The organism is Acidobacteriota bacterium (genome assembly GCA_038040445.1).
Taxonomy (GTDB): Bacteria; Acidobacteriota; Blastocatellia; order UBA7656; family UBA7656; genus Onstottus_A; species Onstottus_A frigus.
In genome coordinates this window covers 40561-57832 of the sequence record JBBPIG010000006.1, presented here as the reverse complement: position 1 = coordinate 57832, position 17272 = coordinate 40561, and the positions used below count along the sequence as shown (strand labels likewise).

General features: G+C 58.5%; 12 protein-coding genes. 11 read left to right on the top strand and 1 reads right to left on the bottom strand.

The window, feature by feature from the left end; all coding sequences use genetic code 11:
• The first annotated feature begins 90 nt into the window (after window positions 1–90).
• The 5 genes from AABO57_08235 to AABO57_08215 all read left to right on the top strand — a co-directional run bounded on the left by AABO57_08235 (window position 91) and on the right by AABO57_08215 (window position 8653).
• Window positions 91–2496 (top strand): APC family permease, encoded by a 2406-nt coding sequence (locus tag AABO57_08235; protein ID MEK6285715.1) that lies wholly within the window; start codon window positions 91–93, stop codon window positions 2494–2496.
• A gap of 185 nt (window positions 2497–2681) precedes the next feature.
• Complete coding sequence (locus AABO57_08230; GenBank protein ID MEK6285714.1) at window positions 2682–4550, top strand: amino acid transporter; 1869 nt, start codon at window positions 2682–2684, stop codon at window positions 4548–4550.
• Window positions 4551–4867: 317 nt separating this feature from the next.
• The gene (gene mdh / locus AABO57_08225) at window positions 4868–5797 is read left to right on the top strand and encodes a malate dehydrogenase (GenBank protein MEK6285713.1); all 930 of its coding nucleotides are present in this window, start codon (window positions 4868–4870) and stop codon (window positions 5795–5797) included.
• A gap of 351 nt (window positions 5798–6148) precedes the next feature.
• Window positions 6149–6355 carry a cold shock domain-containing protein gene (locus tag AABO57_08220; GenBank protein ID MEK6285712.1) on the top strand — a complete coding sequence of 69 codons (207 nt, stop codon included), beginning with the start codon at window positions 6149–6151 and terminating at the stop codon, window positions 6353–6355.
• A 480-nt stretch (window positions 6356–6835) separates the two neighbouring features.
• Window positions 6836–8653: a hypothetical protein gene (locus AABO57_08215; GenBank protein MEK6285711.1), complete on the top strand. Its 1818-nt coding sequence runs from the start codon at window positions 6836–6838 to the stop codon at window positions 8651–8653.
• A 151-nt stretch (window positions 8654–8804) separates the two neighbouring features.
• Here the strand turns inward: AABO57_08215 and AABO57_08210 are convergent, their stop codons facing one another.
• A complete protein-coding gene (locus tag AABO57_08210; GenBank protein MEK6285710.1) occupies window positions 8805–9368 on the bottom strand; it encodes an MXAN_5187 C-terminal domain-containing protein in 564 nt (187 codons plus the stop codon).
• An 87-nt stretch (window positions 9369–9455) separates the two neighbouring features.
• On the opposite strand from AABO57_08210, the gene selA reads away from it, so the two are divergent.
• The 6 genes from selA to AABO57_08180 all read left to right on the top strand — a co-directional run bounded on the left by selA (window position 9456) and on the right by AABO57_08180 (window position 17029).
• Window positions 9456–10895, top strand: coding sequence for an L-seryl-tRNA(Sec) selenium transferase (gene selA, locus AABO57_08205; GenBank protein ID MEK6285709.1), 1440 nt, complete (start codon window positions 9456–9458; stop codon window positions 10893–10895).
• An 80-nt stretch (window positions 10896–10975) separates the two neighbouring features.
• Window positions 10976–12574 (top strand): hypothetical protein, encoded by a 1599-nt coding sequence (locus AABO57_08200; GenBank protein MEK6285708.1) that lies wholly within the window; start codon window positions 10976–10978, stop codon window positions 12572–12574.
• 202 nt (window positions 12575–12776) lie between these two features.
• Window positions 12777–13928, top strand: a complete 1152-nt coding sequence (gene alr, locus AABO57_08195) for an alanine racemase (protein MEK6285707.1) — start codon at window positions 12777–12779, stop codon at window positions 13926–13928.
• Between the two features lie 252 nt (window positions 13929–14180).
• Window positions 14181–15395, top strand: a complete 1215-nt coding sequence (locus AABO57_08190; protein ID MEK6285706.1) for an aminotransferase class I/II-fold pyridoxal phosphate-dependent enzyme — start codon at window positions 14181–14183, stop codon at window positions 15393–15395.
• A gap of 74 nt (window positions 15396–15469) precedes the next feature.
• Window positions 15470–16714 (top strand): beta-ketoacyl-ACP synthase II, encoded by a 1245-nt coding sequence (gene fabF / locus AABO57_08185; protein ID MEK6285705.1) that lies wholly within the window; start codon window positions 15470–15472, stop codon window positions 16712–16714.
• A gap of 51 nt (window positions 16715–16765) precedes the next feature.
• Window positions 16766–17029 (top strand): acyl carrier protein, encoded by a 264-nt coding sequence (locus AABO57_08180; protein ID MEK6285704.1) that lies wholly within the window; start codon window positions 16766–16768, stop codon window positions 17027–17029.
• The last annotated feature ends 243 nt before the right edge of the window (window positions 17030–17272 follow it).

Here is a 17272-nt window from a genome sequence, read left to right as displayed (position 1 = left end):
GCATCCCATCGGTTCCGCCGGACACAATGCAACAAAGCGTGGACGATGAGCGGCAGAGCGTCGAGTCGCGGCGGAGAAACTGAAACGCTTATGCCAATAGATGCGGTCACGTCTAAGAACGGCGTAAAGAATCCCACTCGCGTCAGGGTCGTTGTAGCTACAACTGTACTGCTGTCGTTCATCTCGTTCTGGCGCGCGGCGGCTATTGTGCTCAATGACCTTGGGTCGTCGGCCTATTACGTCGGCGGCATCGCGGAGCAAGCAGTCGGGCGAGCGGCTCCCTGGTTCGTTCTGGGCGTTATGCTCTTCTCTTATGCAGTGCGCTCTGTGTATGTCGAATCATGCGTGATGTTCACGCGAGGTGGAGTTTACCGCGTAGTCAAAGAATCGATGGGTGGGACGCTCGCGAAGCTCTCGGTCTCGGCGTTGATGTTCGACTACATTTTGACAGGCCCGATCTCCGGCGTCTCAGCCGGGCAATACGTCGTCGGGCTCGTCGCGCAAACCGTGACTTACTTCGGCCATCCATGGAATCCATCGCCATCAACGACGAATTATCTGGCAGCAGGCATCGCCATTCTCGTAACAATTTATTTCTGGTGGCGCAACACCATGGGGATGCATGAATCATCGGGGGATGCACTGCGGATCATGTACGTGACAACGGCGATGGTTGTCATGCTTATTCTGTGGGCCGGCTACAGTATCATCACCCAGCCGGACAAACAGAGATTGCCTCCGGCGCCGGTACCGCACAATTTGTCGTTCAATCGCGACGCAGTCGGCTGGTTGCCGGCCATCGCCCCCGGCGCATTGCGTGAGCTGCCACCCGAAACGGCGTCGGCCACCGAGCCCGAGCAAAAGGAGACTGAGCCACGCCTCGGCATTGTGGCCAACGCGGGAGCCCTGTTGGGTCTGATCGGGATACTGATGGCATTCGGGCATTCCTTTCTTGCGATGTCCGGCGAAGAGTCACTCGCCCAGGTCAACCGCGAACTCGAACACCCGAAGCACAAGAATCTCATGCGCGCCGGGTTTGTGATCTTCGTTTTTTCGGTGCTGTTCACATCGCTTGTTTCTTTCTTCGCGTACGCGCTTATTCCAGATGGCGTCAGGATGACTTATAGGGACAACTTAATCAGCGGCATTGCTATGTATCTTGCCGGCCCATTGCCGTTGAAGCTCTTGTTTCAAGCGTTCATTGTGATCGTCGGATGCCTGATGCTGTCAGGCGCCATCAATACTTCGATCATCGGATCTAACGGAGTGCTGAATCGTGTCTCAGAAGACGGAGTGATGACCGACTGGTTCCGGGCGCCGCATAAGAGATTTGGCACGACGTACCGAATGATCAATCTGATAGTGCTCTTGCAACTGTTGGCGATCATAGCCTCGGGCGGCAACACCTATTTGCTGGGGGAGGCTTACGCCTTCGGTGTCATCTGGGCGTTTACCTTCAACGGCCTGGCGATGCTGGTGCTGCGCTTCAAGGACAAATCGCATCGCGAGTGGAGAGTACCTTTCAATATAAATGTGCGCGGCAAGGAGATCCCGGTTGGGCTGGGGATAATCGCGGTGTTGCTGTTTTCCGTCGCCGGAATCAATCTGATCACCAAGGAAGTGGCGACCATAGCGGGAGTCGCGTTCACGATTGTGTTTTTCATAGTCTTTACGGTCTCCGAGCGCATCAATCAGAGAAAACTCGACAGATCAACTGCGGCCCTTGACCAGTTCACACTCAACTATCAGCCTGACGTGAGCCTTGATACTGTCCGCGCGCGGCCCGGCAGCGTGCTCGTTGCCGTGCGAGACTACAACACGCTCTCGCATCTCGATTACGTGTTGGGGCGAACCAACACCGAAGCGCAAGACATATTGGTGATGACCGCGCGGTTGATGAGAGGCCCGGACGCAGGCGAGCGTGACCTCTATGACTCCAATCTGTTTACGGATTACGAGCAACGCCTGTTTACGCGAGTCGTTGCGCTTGCCGAAAAGCATGGCAAACCGGTCGAGTTGGTTGTCGTTCCGGCGACCAACCTCTTTGACGCCGTGGCACAGACCGCTCTGCGTCTGGACTCTGCCGAGATCGTCGCCGGTCTTTCCTCCAAGATGACCGCCAATGAGCAGACGCGCGAACTGGGCCGCGCGTGGGAACGCCTGGCCGAAACACCACGCCGTCAAGTGTGGTGCAGGATCGTGGAGCCAGGAAATCGCGAACACAGCGTCTCGCTTGGTGCGCATGCTCCCGACCTCACCGAGGATGACATTAGCTTGATCCACAAGATCTGGCTGCAAGTGAGCCAGCTTCCAGCACGACGCCGCGTTCATCACCGTGATGTTGTGCGGGTGGCCCTCGAGCGGCTCGAGCGAGAACTACGCGGGAACACCGATGTGATGCTGGACTTTTACAAAGTCGAGCGAAAAGGTGTGCAGGAACCGGGCTCCGACAAAGACGGTAAAGATGTCGCGAATGCCGGACGGACTAAGCTGTAGTTCTCGAGGCGTCATTGAGTTCCGACCACCTGCGTTGGTGGCGGATTCGCCGAACGTCAAGAGTTTCCAGACGCCTGTGTTGTAGCGCACCTGCCCGTCGCGCCTGTACGACCTCTCAATCACTCGCTACACTTCTGCCGTCCATGGCGAGAAGCACTTTTCACCAATGGTTGCTAAGACTGCGGATGGGCGAGCCCACTGACTCCTCGTCTAAAAACCAGGAGCACCAGCATCCGTGGTGGAAGGTGATGTGTCTGACCGGCGTCGACTATTTTTCGACGCTGGGGTATCAACCGGGCATTGCGTTCCTGGCGGCCGGCGCACTCTCACCAATTGCCACGCTGGTGCTGGTCTTGCTCACGCTCCTGGGAGCGCTGCCGATCTACAATCGAGTGGCAGCAGAGAGTCCGCACGGCAACGGCTCGATCTCGATGCTCGAGCACTTGCTGCCCGGATGGCAAGCCAAGCTGTTTGTGCTTGTGCTGCTGGGCTTCGTGGCAACGGATTTCATCATCACCATCACGCTATCGGCGGCCGACGCTACGGCTCACATTGTCGAGAATCCTTTCACTCCGCATTTCCTGCACAACCGCATCGCAATAACGCTGTTCTTAGTCGCTTTCCTGGGCGCGATTTTTCTTAAGGGATTCAGAGAAGCGATCGGCGTGTCGGTGTTGCTGGTCGGGGCTTACCTGCTGTTGAACTGCATTGTCGTAGGCGTGGGATTCTACGAGCTCGCAACTCATCCGGCTGCGCTGTCAGATTGGAAGAACGCTTTGATCAGCGCTCACGGAAGCCCGCTTGCGATGATCGGCGTGGCGTTGATCGTGTTTCCGAAACTCGCCCTGGGACTCTCGGGATTCGAAACGGGCGTGGTCGTGATGCCGCTGGTCAAAGGATATGAAACGGATACTGAAGAGAATCCCGTCGGAAGAATCGCCAATACGCGCAAGCTGCTTCGCACGGCGGCTTTGATCATGAGCGCGATGCTGATCGCCAGCAGCGTGGTGACGGCGACGCTGATCCCCGCCGCCGAGTTTGCGAAGGGTGGACAGGCAAACGGCCGCGCGCTCGCCTACATTGCGCACAAATACCTCGGCAGTGTCTTTGGCACCGCCTACGATCTGAGCACGATTCTCATTCTTTCCTTCGCGGGCGCGTCGGCGATGGCCGGATTGGTAAACATAGTCCCGAGGTACTTGCCCAAGTATGGAATGGCGCCCAAGTGGGCCGCTGCCGTCAGACCGCTGGTGCTCGTGTACACTGCGATCGCGTTTGCTGTGACGCTGATTTTCAAAGCGGACGTCGAAGCACAGGGCGGGGCTTACGCGACCGGCGTTCTGGTGCTGATGAGCTCGGGCGCGGTTGCGGTGACGCTTTCAGCCTTTCGCCGCCGCAAACACGGCTGGGCCTTCGTGCTGATCTCGCTGGTGTTCGCGTACACGACGGTGCTGAACATCATCGAGCGGCCCGAAGGCATAAAGATCGCGTCGTTCTTCATCGGGTCAATCATCGCCGCTTCGTTTGTGTCGAGGGTGATGCGGACGACTGAGCTGCGCATCGAGCGAGTCGAGCTTGACGAGAAGGCGCGCGCTTTTATCGAGGAGGTCGCACGCAGTCACGAGATTCGAATCGTCGCCAACTGCCGGCAAGCAGGCGATGCGGGCGAGTATCGATTCAAAGAAAAAGAGCAGCGCGAGGACAACCACATTCCAAAAGGTGATCCGATACTGTTTCTGGAAGTCGACATCGGCGATGCTTCGGAGTTCAGTGATGAACTCTGTGTGAAGGGCGTCGAGGTAGACGGTTACCGGGTGCTCAGGGGAGAGAGCGCGGCGGTACCAAACGCGATCGCGGCGCTTCTTCTCTACCTGCGCGACACGACCGGCAAGATCCCCCACGCTTATTTCGCTTGGAGCGAAGGCAACCCGCTAACGTACCTGCTGAAGTACTTGATCTTCGGTGAAGGCGAGACGGCTCCGGTGACCCGCGAAGTTCTGCGCCAGGCTGAGCCCGACCCGGAACGCCGTCCGGCGATTCACGTCGGCGGATGAGCTGGCAAGGCGGGGGCAAGCCACCCTTCCCGACCTGTATCCTATTTTGATATTGATCGTTTGCAGGATCACTAGAAGGATCACAGGTCGGGAAGGGTAGCTTGCCCCCGCTGTTGCAAGAGGGCGCGTTAGAGTTCGGTGCAGCGCTTCGAGTCGGCCTTTCACCCAGGCGGCGATAGCTCACCGTCTTCGATAAGCGGCTCGAGACGCGGTTCGTGGACGATTCTCAACCCGTCGTATAGAATTTCGGTCCGCTCATCCTCTGACCCCATCACCCGAGAGCGAGCGGCGATAATCGACGGACGTATGGAGGAACAATGGCTAGAAAGAAAATAACAGTCGTCGGAGCGGGCAACGTCGGAGCGACAGCGGCGCAGAGGTTGGCTGATAAGGAACTGGGCGATGTGGTGCTGGTCGACATCATCGAAGGCATGCCTCAAGGCAAAGCGCTGGATCTTGCAGAGACCGCTCCGATCGAAGGTTACGATTCGCGGCTGGTTGGCACCAACGGGTATAAGGAAACCGCCGATTCGGACATAGTCATAATAACGTCGGGTCTTGCACGCAAGCCGGGTATGAGCCGCGACGATCTTCTGCGGACTAACGCTGGAATAGTGGGATCGGTAACCGATGAGATCATGAAGCATTCGAAGAACCCGATTCTGATCATCGTTTCGAATCCGCTTGATGCGATGTGTCATGTCGCGTTGAAGCATTCGGGACTCCCCAAACAGCGGGTCATCGGGATGGCCGGCGTGTTGGACTCGGCGCGGATGCGCTGCTTCATAGCCGAGGCGCTGAACGTGTCAGTCGAGAACGTAACGGCGTTTGTGCTCGGCGGACACGGCGACACGATGGTCCCTCTGCCGCGCTATTCTACCGTTGCGGGAATTCCGCTTCCGGATCTGCTCCCGCAAGACAAGATAGATCAGATAGTAACTCGCACCGCGAATGGCGGAGCTGAGATTGTGAGCCTGCTCAAGACCGGATCGGCTTATTACGCGCCGTCTGCCGCGGCAGTAGAGATGGTAGAAGCGATCTTGAAGGACAAGAAGAAAATTCTGCCGTGCGCTGCATATCTCGAGGGCGAGTACGGCATCAACGGCCTCTATGTCGGGGTGCCGGTGAAGCTCGGCGAGCGCGGCATCGAAGAGATCATCCAGATCAATCTGACTACCGAAGAGCGGTCGGCGCTACATCGCTCGGCTGCCGCCGTGCAGGAGTTGGTCAACGTTATGGGCCGGTGACGCAAACCGCCAGAAGGCGCAGTGCATCGAGCTCGGGCGGGCGCTTATTTAACCCAAAGAGTCAGACGATCACTCACCGCAAAGAGTAGTCCTGGCTTGGCGTCGTTTTTTCTTGACTCTGTTTAGTCGTTGCGCTAGTATGCGGCCCGCTTCGCGTAGGCTTAGAAGATTTACCCAGAGCGACTAGAAGTCTTGGGCAACGCAGTGAAAGCTTGATAGGAAGCCGCAAAGGGATGCTCGCAGGTTGCGAGCGTCGCTTTGCGGCTTTTTGTTTCAAGTTACGGGCGGACGATAGCGTCAGGTGACGCTGCCCCGGGCGCGCGAAACTTTGAGACTATCGGAGGAGGATGTATGTCGATGTCACAAGGCAAGGTCAAGTGGTTCAGTAATGCAAAGGGCTATGGGTTCATCGAGCAACCGGGCGGAGCCGATGTGTTTGTGCACTATTCGGCCATACAGGAAGACGGCTACAAGTCGCTCAAGCAGGGCGAGACCGTCGAGTTCGAAGTAGTTGAAGGACCGAAGGGACCCCAGGCGGAAGCCGTGAAACGGCTTTAACAAATCAATCAGGCGCATACGACGGCCCCGCTCGTCGGAGCGGGGCCTTTTTGATTTGCAGGGCCAGACTAGCAACAAGCCAGCGCTGACCAGTTGGCAAACTCCCTGCGAATTCCCTGCGAGTTCCATGTCAATCGGCGAATTCAATCCGGTTCTAGAGCCACTGGTCTTCTCTCCTGTGAACGATGTCCGACAACTTCAGCTTGTCGCGCGCTTGGTGACGCGCGGCATTCAGGTCCCACGAATAAACTGAAGTTTGTCCGACATTCGGCAACTTGATCTTCGCAAACATGGTTGCCCGCAACGTTCTTACGAACAGCAAGCGAAGAGCAGTCGAACGCCGCTGGCATAGGAACATCCGGGAAGCACAAGCGTTAAAAGCCTCCAGGAATTCAGTAATTGACGCGAAGCTTTCGGGATCCGGACCGGGCACAGCGGCCCCCGTGGTCGATACTATCCAGACAAGAACGAGGTGTTTACATGGCTTCAAAGCTCGCAAGGCTTCTCTTCATTCTCATCCTAGTGATCCCGAGCGTCCGAGCTCAATCAGCTCAATCAGCTTCTGGCGAAGCTGAAAAGAGAAAGGCTCGCGAGGAGCGCGAGAAGAAAGCGCTCGCGCTGGCAGACGAGATCATCAAGGTGGCGCAATCGCTCAGGCTGCCTGAGAATCGCATTCGGATCGACATAGCTCTGGCAGGATCTCTTTGGGATCGAGATGAAAAGCGCGCTCGCTCGCTGTTCAAATCGGCGGCAGCAAGTCTGAGCGAGATGACCGCGGCGGTCGACAGCGGGGATCGGGAGTATCCAAACCTGACTGACGTGCCTCAGCAACTGCGGCAGGAGATCCTCCAGGTTGTTGCAAACCACGACCCCAAACTAGCCCTTGATTTCTTACGGGCCTCGCGTCCAGCTTCTTCCGAGCAGCGGTCTTATGCGCAACCGGCTTTCGAAGCGCAACTCCAGATGAGGCTCGCTGAGCAGCTCGCGGCAAAGGAACCCCAGCAAGCGTTTTCGCTTGCCGAGGATTCGTTAAAGATCGCGATTGATAATGGGGCGATGAACATGCTTTACAGGCTTCATTCCCAGGACAAAGCGCTTGCGGAGAAGTTTCTTGGATGCATCTTGACCCGGCTTCGGAGCGATGACTTCAGCAGGAGCCCGGAGTCGGTGAACATCGCCATCGTACTCTTGCGCACCTGGATCGAAAGTAACCGACCTGCGTCTGACCAGTCAGGGCAGCGCTCCACTGTCCACCTTTCGCTTGCGAAGTTGGACGAGCAGACCGCGCGAGAGCTGAGTAACATCCTCATCAAAACGGTGTTCAACAACGCCCCGGCCGGCTTCACCGGGGTCGCGGTTGGCTCACTGGTCATTCACGGCGGCCGATCTTTTCGCTCGTATCCGGGACAGGTGGTTGGAATTCTACAGCAGCTAAAGCCGATGTTGCCGGATATCGAAAGGCTGTCTCCCAATCAGATTGCCGCCTTAGGCGAGCGGATTGCGGAGATGGACAGGTCAAACCAGATACAGCAGGGACCCTGGGCAAAGTATCAGGAGCTTCTTCAGAACGGCACGGCCAGCGAGTTGATTGAAGCTTCGAAAACTGCGCCTCCGGAAGTTGCGAATAATCTCGTTCAGCAAGCGGCGTGGAAGGCGTTGAATCAAGGAGACGAAAAGAGCGCCCGCGAGATTGTCGGACAAATTGCGGACCCCCAACAGCGTCGGGAGATGACCCTGAACCTGGATCGCCATTTGGTAAATCGCGCCAGCGAGCAACAGAAGCTTGCGGAAGGGCGTGCGCTACTATCGCGGCTTCCCTCGCTGGAAGAGCGGGCTGGTATCTTAACTCAATTGGGGGCCAGCGCGGCGGCGAAAGGCGACAAGTCGACTGCGCTTGAGCTTTTGGCCGAAGCTCAGGCGATGATCGGCGATCGAGCGCTGAGCTACCCGCAACTGCAAACACAGATTCAGATCGCCAGTGCATACGAGCAGCTCGATGCGGGCAGGAGCGCGGCGATTGTCGAGCGAGTGATCGATCAGCTCAACGAGCTTGCCAGCGCGGCGCTTGTGTTGAACGGGTTCGACATCCAACAGTACTTCAGGGACGGCGAGTTCGTTATCAACAGCGGCAATCCGATGAACACGGTTGCTCAAGAGTCGGCGCAAATGTTGGCCTCGCTCTCACGCAATGATTACGACCGCGCCAGATTGGCGGCTGATCGACTCCAACGCCCGGAGATGCGAGTGATGGCGCTGCTCCAGATCACGCAAGTAGCACTAAGCCCTGATGATCGGTAAACATGTCGACGCTCCCAGCTTCGGCGGAATCTCCTCACTGAGGTCGCAGTCGTTCACGCTTCGACCCAGGGTAGACCTCGAGCGTTCGGAAGCCGGCCACGGCAATGCAACTTTAGTGGGCCGGAGACGGTCTTGTGTGCGGAGCGGCTTATCAGCGGGCGGGGCGGGCGGCGAATTTGACGCGGCCGTTGTCGACTCCAACGACGAAATCGACTGCATCGGTCGCCAGGTTGTCTTTGATGTGCTCGGCTCGCGAGGTGAGGAATTGTGTGAATACTTCGAGACTCAGTACGCCTATTTTCTCACCGCACTTTCGCTTTGCGGCTACGAGTTGGTCGTAAAGCTCGCTGACCTTTTCGGGTTCGAGCTGTGGATCGTGACATCGAATCACTGCCACCTGTTCGCGTAGCGCGGTTAGCGCCTCAGGCGTTGGAGGCCGGCCGCTCTCTTCGCGGCTTTGAGTGTGCCGCCGCCACAGCTCGCGCATGACGTTGTAGCGCGCAACCAGGCTGTTGTAACGAAACCGCTGTCCGAATGACAACCCGCGCATGTCGTAGATGCGCTTGATGGCGGTCTCGACGCGTCCCTTCGTGTCGATAGGCGGCCGCAGCGTTCCGCCATTGAAGTAGATGTCGTACTCAACCTTCAATCGTCGAATCTCGTACTCGAGCCGATCAAGGTCCTGGTCTATAGGACTGTCTATCTTTGGTTCCATTAACTGACTCTGGGAGGGCTTGGCTGTAACGTGTGGGGGTTGTGTTAGAATGTACGTCAGACACTGACCGGTGTCAACGGAAATCACATGCCGAATCACCTGCTTAGATCGCTGCCCTCGATCGAGCGGCTGTTGGAGAGGCCGTTGGCGTCGCAACTGTCCGCTGCCCTCAGCCGCGAGCGCGTGCGAGACCTGCTTCGTGAGATCACAGACGAGCTGCGTGAACAACTCGCCAGCGCAACTCATTCCTCAGCACTCAGTCCTCAGTCGTTAACTGAAGAGGTCGAGCGCAGGCTCAATGTGCGAGCTGCCCAGTGCGCCCAGCCATCGCTTCGCCGGATCATCAATGCTACCGGAGTCATCATTCATACGAATCTCGGCCGCGCGCCGCTTGCTCTCGAGGCGGTAGAAGCAGTCTCAGAAGCCGCCGCACACTATTCGAATCTCGAATACGATCTGCAGCGTGGCGAGCGCGGCCAACGCGAGACACATTGTCAGGAGTTGCTGGCGCGGCTGGCGGGAAGCGAAGCCGCGGTGGTCGTCAATAACAACGCCGCCGCCGTGCTGCTGGTGCTCAACACGCTGGCAGAAGGCGGCGAGGTGATCGTCTCCCGCGGAGAGTTGATCGAGATCGGCGGCAGCTTCCGAATTCCTGATGTGATGGAGAAAAGCGGCGCGACCCTCCGCGAAGTCGGCACGACGAATCGCACTCGAATAGCCGACTACGAGCGAGCGATCAACGAGCGCACGAGGTTGATACTGCGGGTGCATCCGTCGAACTATCGCATCATCGGGTTCACCGAGCGCCCGAGTGCGCGGGAGATAGCCGAACTCGCCGGGCGAACGGGCATCCCGTCGTTTGAAGACCTGGGCTCTGGCTGCTTGATTGATCTTTCGCCTTACGGGGTGAAGGATGAGCCGGTGGTTGCCGACTCGTTCAAGTCCGGTATCTCGGTGGTTTCTTTCAGCGGCGACAAGATGTTGGGCGGCCCGCAAGCGGGCATCGTCGCGGGCCAACTGGGGATCGTTGATCGAGTGCGAAAGAACCCGTTGATGCGAGCGATGCGGTCCGACAAAATGACATATGCGGCCCTCGAGGCAACGCTAAGGCTTTATGAGCGAGGCGCCGCTCTCTCGGAAGTACCGGTGATCCGTACCATCGCGACGACTCGCGAACAGATAGCCGAACGCGCGGCACGGTTCGTCGAATTAATCGAGGAATTGGCAAGCGGCAGGTTGAAAGTGAGCCTCGAGGACGGGGCGTCGGTTATCGGCGGCGGCTCAGCGCCGGACGTCAAGCTTCCGACGGTGCTGGTTGCTTTGCAGGACACCTCGGCGACCGCGGCCATGCTCGAAGAGCGGCTTCGAGGCCACCGGATTCCGATCATCACCCGCACCGAGCGCGATCGCGTATTGATTGATCTGCGCACGGTTGCGGTCGAAGAAGAGGCGATCATCCTCGACGCGATTGCCGCGCTCGTGCAACCTACGGCGGAGACCGCCGCATCCGTCGAGGTATCGGCATGACCGCAACATGAACTTCGAGACTCCAGGGTTCGCCGCGCAACAACAACAGAGCCGCTATGCTTAGTTAGGAACAGAACAGAATGATGTTTTTACTCTTAAACCTCCTTCAGCCACAACAGCCCCGCTTATCCCGAGCGGTGATCGTCGGCGCCGTGCTTGTATTCATTGTGGGCGTCTCACTGCTGGTCTACTTTTTCCGCCGCTACAAGAGGATGGAGAAAGAGCCCGAAGAAGATTGGGACATGTCCCGGCGCAGCCTCTTTGTGAACGTTGCGCCACCGGTACAGCAGGCCGAAGAACCCGTCGGCGCGGTGACCGCCGAAGTCGGCGTGCCAGTTCCGGAAGCATCTTCGATTCAGACTGGCGGTACGCGTGAGCTCGCAACCGAAGTTGAGTTGCCGCCGTCCGCGCATTCGACGACAGCCGAGGCGGAGCTACAAGTCGAGACCTCACCGTCTCAAGAACCCATTCAGCCGGCGCCACCAGTTGAACCTTCGCCCGAGCCTCGCCCCACGGAGCTTTTGGCGAGCCCTTCACCCAAGGAACCTGCAGCGGAGACCGAAGTAGAACCCGAACCTGCCGCATTTGACGATGAGGTATGGGCTGGTTTGGAGGTGGCCGAGCAGCCGATCATTGCGCAAGAGGAGTCAGCTACACCAACGCCGTTGCCGCCGGCACCCGAGCTGCTCCGCGACGCGCGAGTCGACGAGCGTTCGCATCGCGAGCCTTTCGAGCCGCCTCGCATAGAGCGCATCATGCACCGCGAGCCTTATGAGCCGCCTCGCATAGAGCCGCTTACTCCGCGCGAGCAAGCCGCGGCGACCCGGGAATTGCGGTCGGCGCGGCCGCCTCAGGTTGAGGAACCAAGCGGAGACTTCGGCCAAAAGCGCCCGGCGGCTACTGGATTGTTTGGTTCTTTGTCGAGCGCTTCCGGCGCCGCTGCGCCGGCTGAACCTGCGCGCGTCGATAGCGGCACCCGTGAACTCGCGGCCGAATCAATTCGAGCGACGTCAGTGAGGGTGCCCCAGCCATCTGTCCCATCCATTGCCGGCGCTTACGCGCACAAGCCACCCGCCGGTTCTGTTTTAGGTCTGCCCGCTGAGCGATCACAGCAGCCCTTGATCTTTGGCGATCCTGTCCGTGACTCACGCGATGCCGGCATAGGGGCGTTGTCAAACTATGGAAAGGACGTCGGTCCGAGGGGTGGCCGCACCGGAACGATCGCTCTCCTGGCGGTGGTGGTTCTGCTCGGCGGCGCGGTGCTGTTGTACCTCTTTGTTCCTTCGGTTCACTCACGAGTCGGGGCTTACGTAGCGAACCTGCGCGGGACCGACACCCAGGCGGCGCGCGAGGCCGCGATGAAGCAAAGAGCTCAGATCATCCCGTCATACAGACCCGAAGTGAATAAGAATATGGTGACGGCGAGAGGCGCCGTCGACAACATTTCAGACGAACCGCTCGAGAACCTGTCCATAGAAGTGTCGCTGCAACGCGGGGCCGATACGCCGCCGGAGATTCGCAACGTTTCGGTCGTCCCAAACCCGCTGCCGCCGGGCCAGAGGGGAACATTCGAGTTTGAGTACGACGGAAAGCGCGACACAGGCTTTACGGGTTACAAGATCACCCGGCTTTTGAGCAATGGGACTGAGGTGAAGTTCCGAATGCCAGGACAAAAGTAGCGATCGTGTTCTATTCCATCGGACAACAGCTTGACGCGCTCGGGCCACCGTACCGGGTGTCTAAAGAGAAACAGGTACGAGCCGAAGAACTACTGAGCGAGAGTAAAGGGCGACGACTCACGCGCACTGAGCGCCGCGAGTTGGACGCTTTGCTCCGCGAGTCCGACCGTGTCATGCTCCGCCGCGCAGAGGCTATGCATCGATGAGCCGATCACAGCGGCCTACCTGGGCTGAGATCAATCTCGACAACCTGATCCACAACTATCGCGTAACCAGCGCAGCCGTGGGCCCTGGTGTAGCGATCATGGCTGCGGTGAAATCCGATGCCTACGGCCACGGCGCCGTTGAGTGCGCGAGCGCTCTCGAAAAGGCCGGCGCCAAGTGGTTTGGCGTCGCGCTGCCTGAGGAGGGAGTCACGCTGAGAGACTCCGGCATCACAAGCTCCATTCTATGTCTCGGCGGTTTCTGGGACGGGCAAGAAGAGTCGATCATTTCTCATCAACTGACCCCTGCCGTCTTTCGATTGGATACTCTTGAGAGACTCAATCGAGCGGCGCGGGCCGCGGGCCTGGTTGCCGATTATCACCTCAAGGTTGACACGGGAATGGGACGACTCGGTGTGCCGTGTGCCGAACTGGGAAGCTTTCTTGAAGGCGCTGCGCGATTCGAGAACGTCCGGCTCGACGGCGTCATGACACATCTGGCGTCCGCGGATTGTCCCGACAAGGATGAATTCACCCTGCGACAGATGCGCTTATTCGAAAACGCAGTCGAGTCGGTGCGCGCCAGAGGACACACGCCGGTATGGATCCACGAAGCCAATAGCGCGGGCGCGCACGCTTATCCCCGATCGCGCGGAAACCTGGTGAGGCTGGGCGGGGTGCTCTACGGTCTGTGGCGCGACGTAACCAATTCCTCAATCGAGTCGTTGGACTGGCGTCCGGTGATGTCTTTGCGGACGCGGATCATGCTTTTGAAGACCGTTCCGGCGGGCGCTGCGCTGGGCTACGGCGGAACCTTCGTGACGGCACGCGAGAGTCGAATCGCGACTCTGGCGATCGGCTACGAGGACGGGTTGCGGCGGGCTCTCTCGAACCGGGGCAAGGTAATTGTGCGCGGCCAGTTGGCGCCGATTGTAGGCCGCGTGAGCATGGACCTGACCCTGGTCGACGTAACCGGCGTCGAGGGCGCAGCACGGGGCGACGAAGTTGTGATCATCGGCGGCCAGGGGTCAAGTCAAATAACGGTCGAAGAAGTCGCCGCCCAAATCGGGACCCTTTCATATGAAGTGACCTGCGGAATAAGCGACCGGGTTCCACGGGTCTATCTGCCGGCGAAAGTTCAGAATCGGTAGCCGGTAGCCCGTTGTCTCGGCATTACTTGCCGACGGTCGTAGCACTCGATTGGGCGCCCGAGCGCGCTTGTAACACCGGACTTAAGCGCCTAACAACTGCCGCCCTGACCCCTGACCGCTAACTACTTATTCAGCTTGCCCTCGCGATGTTTTCATATATAATCTCCGCATTGCAGAGAGCTTAGAGTCGGGCAGGGTCCCTTGTGACACGGGGTAGCGGTAATATCAAAAGTCAGTGGAGTGAGGTCTATTATGCAGCAGCGGTCGCCCGCAGTAACGAAGGACGTGTTCGAGAAGGCTGTGGGATTCACCAAGGCTGACGAGTTCCGGCGAGCGGGACTCTACCCCTATTTCACCGAGTTTTCCAGCGGCGCGGATTCAGGCGAAGCCGAAGTGATGATGGGTGACCGCCGCATCCTCATGTTCGGCTCGAACAATTACCTTGGGCTGACCACCAACCCTGAAGTCAAAGCTGCCGCTAAACAAGCAATAGACCTGTATGGAACAGGCTGCTCGGGCTCGCGGATGCTCAACGGGACAATGGATCTGCACGTGAAGCTGGAAAAGGCGCTCGCCCGCTTCATGAAGCGCGAGGACGCGCTCGTCTTTGGTACGGGGTTTCAGACGAATCTGGGAGCACTTTCAACGATCGCTCAAAAGGGCGACGTTATCATTGCGGACCGCAACATACACGCTTCTATACTGGACGGGTGTCTGGCATCATTCGCGCGAACGACCCGGTTTCGCCACAATGACATGGCCGATCTCGAGAAGGTGCTTGCAAGCCTTCAAAGCGATGAGGGCAGGATGATCGTGGTCGACGGCGTCTTTTCGATGGAAGGCGACACCGCCAATCTGCCTGAGATCGTGCGGCTGGCTCGCAAGTACAGCGCGCGAATTTATGTCGACGAAGCGCACGCCATCGGCGTTCTTGGCAGCAACGGCCGTGGCTCCGCCGAACACTTCGGAGTTGAAACCGACGTCGACGTCGTCATGGGGACCTTCTCGAAGTCGTTCGCATCGATCGGCGGCTTTGTAGCGTCGAGGCGCGACGTTATCGAGTTCATCAAGCACCACAGTCGAGCATTTGTCTACTCGGCTTCACTTGCTCCCGCAAACGCGGCGGCCGTGCTGAAAGCCATCGAAATAATCGAGCGCGAGCCGGAACGGCGCCAGCGCTTGCGCGAGTTGAGCGCATCGTTACGGCGCGAGCTGGTGCGGCTCGGCTTCAAGCTGCTCGAGGGGTTCACCCCGATCATCCCGGTTGTCGTGGATGACGAAGTGCTGGTCTGCAAATTCTTCTGGGAGTTGATGAGCGAGGGCATATACACGAATCCCGTTCTCGCTCCCGCCGTGTCGCACAGCCTGGTGCGGATAAGCTGCATGGCAACGCACTCCGACGAGCAGGCCGAGCGCCTGCTCGAATCCATGTATCGCATAGGTAAAAAGCTGGAGCTGATTAATTAGGGGTTGGGCGTTAGGGGCCGGGGGTTGGATGAGAAGCCTACCCCCAATCCCCGGCCCCTATCCCCCACTTCGTTATGAGGCGAATCGCTGTAACCGGAATCGGGATAATCGCGCCGACTGGCGTCGGGCGCGAGCGCGTCTGGCAGGCGCTTGCCGAAGGGCGCAGCGGTATATCGCACATCGAAGACTTTGATACAACGAACCTCAAGACCAACATCGCCGGCGTCTGCCGCGACTTTCGGCCCGAGGAACTCTTCGACGAGCGTGAGATGTCGAGGCTTGACCGCGTATCTCAACTGGCGATTGCGGCGACCGGTATGGCGACGCGCGAAGCAGGCCTCACCAACGGGCAACTCGATAGTTACGATGCCGGGGTCTACCTCGGGACCGGGTTTGGAGGCCAAAGCTCGATTGAGGAGTTCTGCGGCGCGTTTTTCTCGAACGGAAAAGGCCGCCGGTCGGCCATCGCGATACCGAAGTCGATGTATAACGCCTCGTCTTCGAACATTGCGATACGCTTCAAAACTCGCGGGCCAAACATAACCGTGACCACGGCATGTTCGTCGGGCGCCAACGCGATCGGTCAAGCGTTCCATCTGATTCGCTACGGACACGCCGATCGAATGATAGCTGGGGGCGTGGATGCTCCGATCACTCCGGTCGTCATGGATGCGTGGAAGGAAATGCGAGTGCTCTCGACGAAGAATGAACCGCCCGAACGCGCGTGCAAGCCATTCAGCGCGAACCGCGATGGATTCGTGCTCGCCGAGGGCGCAGGGATCGTCGTCCTCGAGGATCTGGAAACGGCCCGAGCGCGCGGAGCGCACGTCTATGCTGAGGTCATCGGATACGGCTCGACGGCGGATGCTTCGCATATTACGTTCCCGGATCCCGACGGCGAAGCGCACGCGATAACCCGCGCGTTAAAAGATGCGGGCGTCGATCCAAAGGAGATCGACTACATCAACGCGCACGGAACGGCGACCAAGCTGAACGACGCATCCGAGACAGAGGCCATCAAGCGGGTGTTCGGGAGCCGCGCCTATGAGATCCCCGTTAGTTCGATCAAGTCAATGCTCGGACATTCGATGGGCGCAGCCGGCGCGATCGAATTCATCGCGACTGTGCTTGCGATTGAAAACCAGACCATCCCGCCGACGATTAACTACGAAGAGCAGGATCCGCAGTGCGATCTTGATTATGTCACCGAGGGCGCGCGCCGAGTGGGACGCACGACGCCGCTCAGGACTGCGATCTCGAACTCGTTCGGCTTCGGCGGGAACAACGCGGTGCTTGTTGTCCGCGCGTGTGTGCAGTAGTATCAAGGCTTCAAATCTGGGCCGCAGTAGATCAGGTTGAGGAAAAGAGCTATGACCAGAGAAGCTGTTGAGTCTATTGAAGACGCCGTGAAGAGCATCATCGTCGCTGAGCTTCGCGTGGACCGCAGTCAACTGGGACCCAGCACGCATTTGATGAAAGACCTGGGCGCCGACTCGCTGGACGCGCTCAACATCGCCCTTCTTCTTGAAGAGCGATTCAGAATCAAGATTCCCGACGACGCCATTCCACGATTTCTAACCGTGGGCGACATTGTTCATGGCGTTAACGAACACTTGGCACATGCCGCTCAGTAATACGAGTCCTGCATTCAATAACGAAGCGTCCTCATTTCAATAATTGCGAGCTGTTCTCTGGGTGAACGATCATGACCCTTTGCAGGATGACCGTCCTATTCGTTTTGGCTAACCTCCTGTACTTTCCCAAGACGAGGCCGATCTTCGCACAGACCAAAACTAGCATACGATCTGTCGACTTCTACAACTTCACCTACGACACAGGTCCTTCGAACAAAATAGCTTTGCGCAAGGGACTGTCGC